Source organism: Cryobacterium sp. MLB-32 (genome assembly GCF_000738085.1).
Lineage (GTDB): Bacteria > Actinomycetota > Actinomycetes > Actinomycetales > Microbacteriaceae > Cryobacterium.
On record NZ_JPRS01000093.1, the window covers coordinates 1 to 7,515 of the forward strand.

General features: G+C 66.1%; 6 protein-coding genes. 3 read left to right on the top strand and 3 right to left on the bottom strand.

From position 1 onward, the window contains the following. Window positions 1–184: 184 nt before the first annotated feature. The 3 genes from galE (at window position 185) to JF66_RS22970 (ending at window position 2,463) form a co-directional block, all read left to right on the top strand. Window positions 185–1,156, top strand: a complete 972-nt coding sequence (gene galE / locus JF66_RS10940) for a UDP-glucose 4-epimerase GalE (RefSeq protein ID WP_035877825.1) — start codon at window positions 185–187, stop codon at window positions 1,154–1,156. Continuing rightward, a complete protein-coding gene (locus JF66_RS10945) occupies window positions 1,153–2,142 on the top strand; it encodes a glycosyltransferase family 2 protein (RefSeq protein ID WP_035877827.1) in 990 nt (329 codons plus the stop codon). The genes galE and JF66_RS10945 overlap by 4 nt, the downstream gene beginning before the upstream one ends. Window positions 2,143–2,295: 153 nt before the next feature. Next, a complete protein-coding gene (locus tag JF66_RS22970; protein ID WP_156109747.1) occupies window positions 2,296–2,463 on the top strand; it encodes a hypothetical protein in 168 nt (55 codons plus the stop codon). Between the two features lie 148 nt (window positions 2,464–2,611). Here JF66_RS22970 and JF66_RS10950 read toward each other — a convergent pair whose 3' ends face one another. From JF66_RS10950 to JF66_RS10960, 3 genes are all read right to left on the bottom strand, one after another. Further along, a complete protein-coding gene (locus tag JF66_RS10950; protein ID WP_035877835.1) occupies window positions 2,612–3,910 on the bottom strand; it encodes an O-antigen ligase in 1,299 nt (432 codons plus the stop codon). 12 nt (window positions 3,911–3,922) lie between these two features. Continuing rightward, the gene (locus JF66_RS10955) at window positions 3,923–5,227 is read right to left on the bottom strand and encodes an O-antigen ligase (protein WP_051973431.1); all 1,305 of its coding nucleotides are present in this window, start codon (window positions 5,225–5,227) and stop codon (window positions 3,923–3,925) included. 534 nt (window positions 5,228–5,761) lie between these two features. Beyond that, a complete protein-coding gene (locus tag JF66_RS10960; RefSeq protein ID WP_051973432.1) occupies window positions 5,762–7,264 on the bottom strand; it encodes an NAD(P)/FAD-dependent oxidoreductase in 1,503 nt (500 codons plus the stop codon). Between the last annotated feature and the right edge of the window lie 251 nt (window positions 7,265–7,515).

Sequence of the window (7,515 nt, forward strand, 5' to 3'; positions counted from 1 at the left end):
TCCAGCACAGCTCGGAACTCACAGAATTGGAAAGCAAGACCCGTGATCTAGCCGAGCAGTCGGCTTTGCTTGAACTTCGGGTTCGAGAGCTGGAGGGTGCCCACCGCCGGGCCGACGTCTCGGACGGTGGCTCGGAGCGTTCCCCCACGGGTATGTGACGCCCAATCAATGACAAACTGAACTCGTGACTGTGCTTGTGACCGGCGGTGCCGGATATATCGGATCCCATGTTGTTCGTCTGCTTCTCGACCGTGGCGACGACGTTGTTGTCGTCGATGACCTAGTGACGGGCAACAGGAATCGAATTCCCGGCGTGCCTCTCGTGGAGATGGATCTCGCGATGTCGAGCGCCCCGACAGCGCTCGAGGACGTTATGCGCACGCACGGAGTGAACGACGTCATTCATTTCGCGGGGCGCAAGCAGGTGGGCGAATCCGTGTTGCGGCCCGCGTGGTATTTTCAGCAGAACATCGGCTCTGTGGCCAACCTGCTGCTGGCGATGGAACGGGCGGATGTTTCCCGCATCGTGTTCTCGTCTTCGGCCGCCGTGTACGGAACGTCCGAGGGCCCAGCGCTCCGAGAAGATACCCCGCAGAACCCGATCAATCCGTACGGTGAAACCAAACTCATCGGTGAGTGGCTTCTGGCTGATGCGGCCGAAGCTTGTGGAGTTCGAGCCTCCAGTTTGCGCTATTTCAATGTCGCAGGGGCTGGCTGGCCAGAGCTTGGGGACACGGCAGCGCTCAATCTGGTTCCCATGGTGTTGGAGCGAATTGACCACGGCTTGGCCCCGCTGATCTTCGGTGACGACTACCCCACGAGCGACGGCACCTGTGTGCGTGACTACATTCATGTGCTCGATCTTGCCGAAGCCCATCTGGCTGCTCTGGACAGTCTGTCGACCGGGGGGCCGCGGCACGACGTGTACAACGTGGGAACCGGAGTCGGCTCCTCCGTGCGAGCCATGATCGACGAGATTCTCACGGTTGCAGAATCCCGATTGATTCCGGAGGTCCGTTCTCGACGGGCAGGGGACCCGGCCGTCGTCGTTGCCGATCCGTTGGCCATCGCACAGTCGATTGGGTGGGCCTCGCAACGCGGGTTGGCGGAAATTGTGCAATCCGCCTGGGACTCTCACCTCCTCCTCAAGAAATGACCGTCCGCATTTCCGTGGCAATGTGCACGTACAACGGGGCCGCGTACGTGCGGCAGCAGCTTCTGAGTATTCTGGATCAATCCTCCGGGCCTCAGGAAATCATCGTGTCCGACGATGGATCGACGGACAGCACGCTCACGATCATCAACGGCACGTTCGCTGACTGGTCCAAGGTCCACCCGATTCGACCTGAACTCAGGATCCTCCGCAATTCCTCTCCTCTCGGTGTCACCGCGAATTTTGAGCAGGCCCTTCGCGCCTGTTCCTGTGACCTGATTGCGCTCAGTGACCAAGACGACGTCTGGGCGGAGCCACGGCTGGAGCGGATGATCGATCAGTTCAGCCGGCGAGCGGACCTCGATCTGCTTCACTCGGAGGCACGCCTGGTTAATGCCGGTGGTGAGCCGCTGGGTCTGACTCTGTTGCAGACCCTCGGGGTTTCAGCACAGGACCGCGCGGCGGTGCACGCCGGTCACGCCATGGAGGTGCTGTTGCGGCGAAATATCGTCACCGGAGCGACAATGATGGTCCGCCGTGACCTGGTCGAGCGATCCCTGCCCTTCCCCGCGGCATGGGTGCACGACGAATGGCTCGCCATCGTGGCCGCGTCTACGGGGCTGGTCGAGCTCCTCGAAGAACCGCTGACGGATTATCGCCAGCACGGGAACAATCAAATCGGGGTGACAACCCTCGATGCGGCGGGACGCTTCGGGCGGCTCCGCGCCTCCCGAACCCTCCGCAATGAGCGTTTGTTGGCGCGCGCGGTTAGCTTGCACAAGCGGGCGCCTCAGTTCGTACCGACTCCACCCGCAGCCACCCTCCTGCAGATACGGGCAAAGGTGGCTCACGAGCGGATGCGCAGCGCCCTGCCTGCCGCACGCGTTCGACGCGTTCTGCCGGTCGTCCGGTCCTGGCTCAGCGGCGACTACTCTCGTTTCGGATTGGGAGCGCAGGACGTTTTGCGAGACCTGGTACAGCCGGTATAGGCGCCATGGCCGCGGCGGACGCTCAGAACGTGGGGACGGCCTCAGGTCGTGCAGCACCTGCGATGGCACCGAACGTGGTCATCGGTGGGCCGGATGTGGGACTGTCATGCGGCGGCCTAACGGCTAGCCTTGATCCTGACGTGAGGAGTCGTGATGAGCGCTGGTATCGACAGGAACAGGGGTGCCGGTGACCCGGAACGCAGCACCGAAGAGGTACGGCGTCGCAAGCTTCAGGTCGGCATCGTCGTGGGTGGCCTGGCCTTCGTGCTCGTGGTGGTTGCTCTCATCGTGACCGTGCTGATCGTCAGCTCCGGGCAGTAGTCCCTCACCGGACCGTCTCCGCCGAGCTCGGACCCACGTAAAACCGGAGACGTTCGCGACACGCCGTCTGGGGTGTCGCCGCGCCTCGGCGTGTCTCAGATGCGCCGGTTTTAGCTTCGGGGAACGGATGCCGGCGGCGTGAGCCCGCTCAGCTGGGCGCGTCGGACTTGAAGGCGAGCGCACTGCGCCAGCTCATGCTCTGAGCGGCCTTCACCGAGCAGATGCAGAGCAGAAGCCAGCCGAACTCCACCAGGATGGTGCTTTCGGCGGCGCTCGTCACGAGCAGCACCACAAGAATGAGCGCCGGCCACACGTACACGAGGGAGCGTTTGTTCGAGGCCAGCAGCCAGGACCGCACGAACGCGAGCACGAGCAGCACCACGAAGGCCAGGAAGCCGATCAGGCCCACCTGGAAGTACACGTCGAGGAAGGCGTTGAGGCCGGAGGTCTGCGTGCGGCCGGTGGTGAAATCAAGCCAGCCATAGGGTGTATCGGATCTGGGCCAGATGCCGGCCCAACCCCAGCCTTCGAGCGGGTGCAGTTGGATGAGGCGCCACATCTCGGTCCAGAGGGAGTACCGCACCTCGAACTCGCTGCCCGCGTTGAGCTGGGTGATCAGGGTGCCGCGCCCGAACCAGGCGGCCACGAGCGTCACAAGGGTGATGCCCAACAGGGCGAGTTGCAGGCGCCACCGCGTGGCCACCGGGGTGCGACGCAGCACGGTGAGCGCGTACGCCGCCACGATCACGACGAGTGCCGTGACGATGATCACCGGCGAACGCGTGAGCAGCAAGCAGATCGCGGCGAGCACGAGCGAGGCGATGCCACGGCCGCGGGGAATCGACCGGGCTCTCAGCTCCACCGCGAACGTGATGACGGCGATCAGGGCAATGAGACCGAGCACGTTGCGGCTGCCGAACACGCCCTGAATGGGGCCGAGGTCGGCGATGTTCCCGGTGATCTTCAGGAACGAGATGGGCAGGTCGAGCAGAATGCCCGAGAGCACCTCGAGCGCGATCGACAGGCCGAGCAGAACCCGCAGCACGTCGCCGGTGGCGCGCACCACCTGGAACGTGTCCCGCACGAGAGCCACATAGATGGCGAGAAACCCGAACGCCACCTGGTAGGCCACCCCGGCAAGGGTGGCCGTAACGTATCCGCTCCACACCATCGAGAGGGCGCACCAGCCCACGAAAATGATGATCGAGATGGGCAGCAGGCCGTGCCATTCCACGATCGGCCGGCGGGCGATGAGGGAGAACGTGGCGAGGAGCACGAGCCCCACCACGATACCGAGCAGCCCTGCCCAGCCCATCATGCTGCGCAGCAGGTGTGTGCCGAACGCGACGCTGAGAATGATGAGGGTGAGCGAAGCGGCGAACTTCGGTGACGCGAGCACACGTTTGATGGCCTCAGGGAGGACGGGGGGAGTGTCGCGGGGGATCATGGACTATCCAATTTACGGCATGGGTGCGGGCGTGCCCTGCTGGCGCTTCGTCATGACGGCCATCACCACGAGCAGCAGCCAGCCGTATTCCACGAGCAATCGGCTCTCGGCGAAGCTCTGGGCGAGCAGCGCCGCCATGATCAAGAGAGGCAGCAGAGCGGATGCCGCATACGGCGCAGTGTTGGCCACCCCGAGTCGCGGGCGGTCGATGGCGAGAAACCACGCGCGCCAGGTCGTGGCGAAGACGAGGGCGATGAACACCACGAGACCCACGATGCCCAGCTGCAGCCACACATCGAGCCAGGCATTGTGTGCCTGGAGGTAGGTGACTCCGTTGCGTACCGCGAGGCCGTCGAACGGCTCCACCCACGGCACCCAGTAGCTCACCCAGCCCCAGCCGAAGGCGGGACGCTGGCCGGCCAAATCGATCACGCTGGCCCAAATGTCAAAGCGGCCGGTGAGGTCTTCGCTCTTGCCGAACGCCTGCAGGAGCAGGGGAAAGAACGCGATGAGGCTCCCGACGGCCACGACGACGGATGCCGCGGCCGTCAGATAAACGGGACGTCTGGCCTGGTGGTGCACGCTGCGCGCCCACAGGGCGAAGCCGAGTGCGACCAGCACCACGAGTATCGACAGCGTGATGGTGGCGGAGCGGGTGAGCAGAAGGGTGGCCACGGCCAGCGCGAGCCAGAACACGCCCCAGCCGCGCCGCACGGTCTTCGCCGCGAGCTGCACGGCGAACACGATCACGGCGAGCAGCGCGAGGAAGCCCAGCAGGTTGCGGTTGGCGACGATGCCCTCGATTGGACCGCCGTCAAGCAGCAGCCCGCGCGACCAGTAGAACGCGAGCGGGATCTTCTCAAGGTCGTAGTGCACGAAGAAGGGCAGCACGGCGTGGCCCACGATCACGCTCACGTAGAGCTCGAAGAGCAGTGACAGACCGAGCACGAGGCGGAGCGCGGCGGACAGCGTGCGCAGCAGCTCGGCCCAGCTGAGTACGAGCGCGATGAACAGGGCGGCCAGTGTGGTGGCCCACTGGAGCGCGATACCGAGGGCGCTGGCCCCCGGATAGAACGACCAGAGGATCGACAGGGTGACCAGCAGCATGAAGATGATGAGCGCCTTGGGGAACCGGCGCCACTTCCACTCGGGCTTCTCCGTGATGAGAGCGACCGCACTGCCCACGACAACGATCGCCGCGACGATTCCGAACCCCCACCATCCGCCTAAATTGCGCCAGAACTGGCCGGCGAACACCGTGAACAACACGAACGTCGCACAGGTGCGAACGACGAAACGGCTGCGGACGACGGACATGCCCCTAACGTTACCGGGCCGCCCGGTGTGAGCCCGCTCGGCTCCCCGCGTCGTCTCGCTGTTCTCCCCACGATTGCGACGGAGATTTCGGGTGCGGGGGGCGTCCGGCGTCACCCGTGGTTTCCATGGGGCACATATTGTCGTCTCGCGTGCGAGCTGCCAACTCCTGCCCCTTGGGAGCCATTCATGGGGCGCATGTTGTCGTTTCGAGTGTGGTGCCGTGCGTTCATGGGGCGGATGCTGTCGTCTCGCGTGCGAGCTGCCATCTTCTGCCCCTTGGGCGTTCTGACCTGCCAACTCTTGCCCCTTGGGAGCCATTCATGGGGCGCATGTTGTTGTTTCGAGTGTGGTGCCGTGCGTTCAGGGGGCGGATGCTGTCGTCTCGCGTGCGAGCTGCCGACTTCTGCCCCTTGAATTCCCGAGCGGCCATCTTCTGCCCCCTTGATGGCGATTCATGGGGCGGATGGTGTCCTCTCGCGTGGTGACCGGCCCGCATCCGCCGCCTGGGCCTGGGGTTCACGGGACGAGGGATCGTCAGGCGGGGGAGAGGTCGGGTGATTCGCGAATGTCGTACTCGTGGCGGAGGGCGCTGAGCGCGGCCCGGTAGCCGGCCAGGCCGTGCACGCCGGGGCCGGGCGGGGTGGATGACGAGCACAGGTATACCCCGGGCAGGGGCGTGCGCCACGGGTCGGTCGAGAGCACCGGGCGGGCGAGCAGCTGGGGCATCGACACTTCCCCGGCCGCGATATCCCCGCCGATGTGGTTGGGGTTGTAAGCGGCCATGTCACGCGCGGTGCGACTCGCGGAGGCGAGAATCACGTCGCGGAATCCCGGCGCGAAGCGTTCGATCTGCCCGGTGATGGGTTCGGTCTGATCATTGTTGGAGCCGCGCGGAACGTGCGTGTACGCCCAGAGCACGTGCTGGCCGGCCGGCGCGCGGCTGGGGTCGAGGATGCTGGGTTGGGACACGAGCACGTAGGGTTCGGCGGCGTGCTTGCCCCGCGATACCGCGTTTTCGGCCCGGGCGACCTGCGCCCGGGTGCCGCCCACGTGCACCGTGGGGGCCTGGCGCAGCGCGGCGGCGCTCCACGGCACGGGGCCGGACAGCGCGAAGTCCACCTTGGCCACGGCGTTGCCGTATCGAAACCGGGCGAGCTGGCGGGCGTAGGCGGTGGGCAGGGTGCCGTCCGCGAGTTCGATGAGCGCGCGCGGGGTCACGTCGAGCAGCACGATGCGTGCCTTCGGCAGGTCGCTCAGGCGTCGAATGTGCGTGTCGGTGTGGATCTCGCCGCCGTGCGCGAGCAGATCATCGACCAGAGCACCCACGATCGCACTGCTGCCGCCGATCGGGATGGGCCACCCCCGCACGTGTGCGTGCGTGGCGAGAATGAGCCCGGCGCCGGCCGTCGACAGGCTCGGCATCGTGCGGATGGCGTGGGCGTATGCCCCGGCGAGCAGAGCGGGGGCGTGCTCGCCGCGAAAACGCAGGTTCCACAGGGGGCTGCCCTGCTCGAGCACGCGCAGCGCGAACCGGGCCGCGGTGAGCGGATGCCGCGGTACCCGCAGTAGTTGGTTGCCGATGAGCTCGGCCACCTCGTCCACATGGCGGACCAGCGGACGGAACAGTCGCAGCCATTCGCGGCCGTCGACTCCGAGTCCGGCCGCGGTGCGTTCGAGGTCGCGGTACGCGATGGCCGCCTCGCCGTTGGCCAACGGATGCCCGTAGGAGACGTCCGGCACGACGAGGTCGATGCGGTCTGTGAGGCCGAAGCGCTGGAAGAACTCCGAGGCGAGGGCCATCGGGTGCACGGCGGAGCCCACGTCGTGCCGAAACCCCGGCAGGGTGAGTTCGGCGGTGCTCGCGCCGCCGCCGATGAGGGAATTCTTCTCGTAGACCCGTACCGTCAGCCCGGCGCGGGCGAGGGTGACCGCCGCGGCCAGCCCGTTGGGCCCCGACCCGACGACGATCGCGTCGAGGTCGTCGTCATTCAACGGATGCCCACGTGTGTCATACCGGAGACGGTAGCGCGTGCGCATCCGCTGCCGCAAGCTGCGCCACGCGCCATCGCCGGTCGAGACGTTCTGGGCCGGGTCTGAGGATTGGCGCGCGGGGTCTCGATCGCTCCTTCGTCGCGCCTCGACCAGCGAGGGGGCGTTGGTCGAGGCGCGAGGTACGAGCGATCGAGGCCTGGCGAGCCGCTCTTTCGACGCGCGGGGGGATTCGTTGGTCGAGGCGCGAGGTACGAGCGATCGAGGCTGGGGAGCCGCTCTTTCGACGCGCGGGGGAT

Bases quoted from the DNA above. Each gene is read 5' to 3' on its own strand.
- JF66_RS10945 (WP_035877827.1), top strand. From the start codon at position 1,153: ATGACCGTCCGCATTTCCGTGGCAATGTGCACGTACAACGGGGCCGCG.
- JF66_RS22970 (WP_156109747.1), top strand. From the start codon at position 2,296: ATGAGCGCTGGTATCGACAGGAACAGGGGTGCCGGTGACCCGGAACGC.
- JF66_RS10950 (WP_035877835.1), bottom strand. From the start codon at position 3,910: ATGATCCCCCGCGACACTCCCCCCGTCCTCCCTGAGGCCATCAAACGT.
- JF66_RS10955 (WP_051973431.1), bottom strand. From the start codon at position 5,227: ATGTCCGTCGTCCGCAGCCGTTTCGTCGTTCGCACCTGTGCGACGTTC.
- JF66_RS10960 (WP_051973432.1), bottom strand. From the start codon at position 7,264: ATGCGCACGCGCTACCGTCTCCGGTATGACACACGTGGGCATCCGTTG.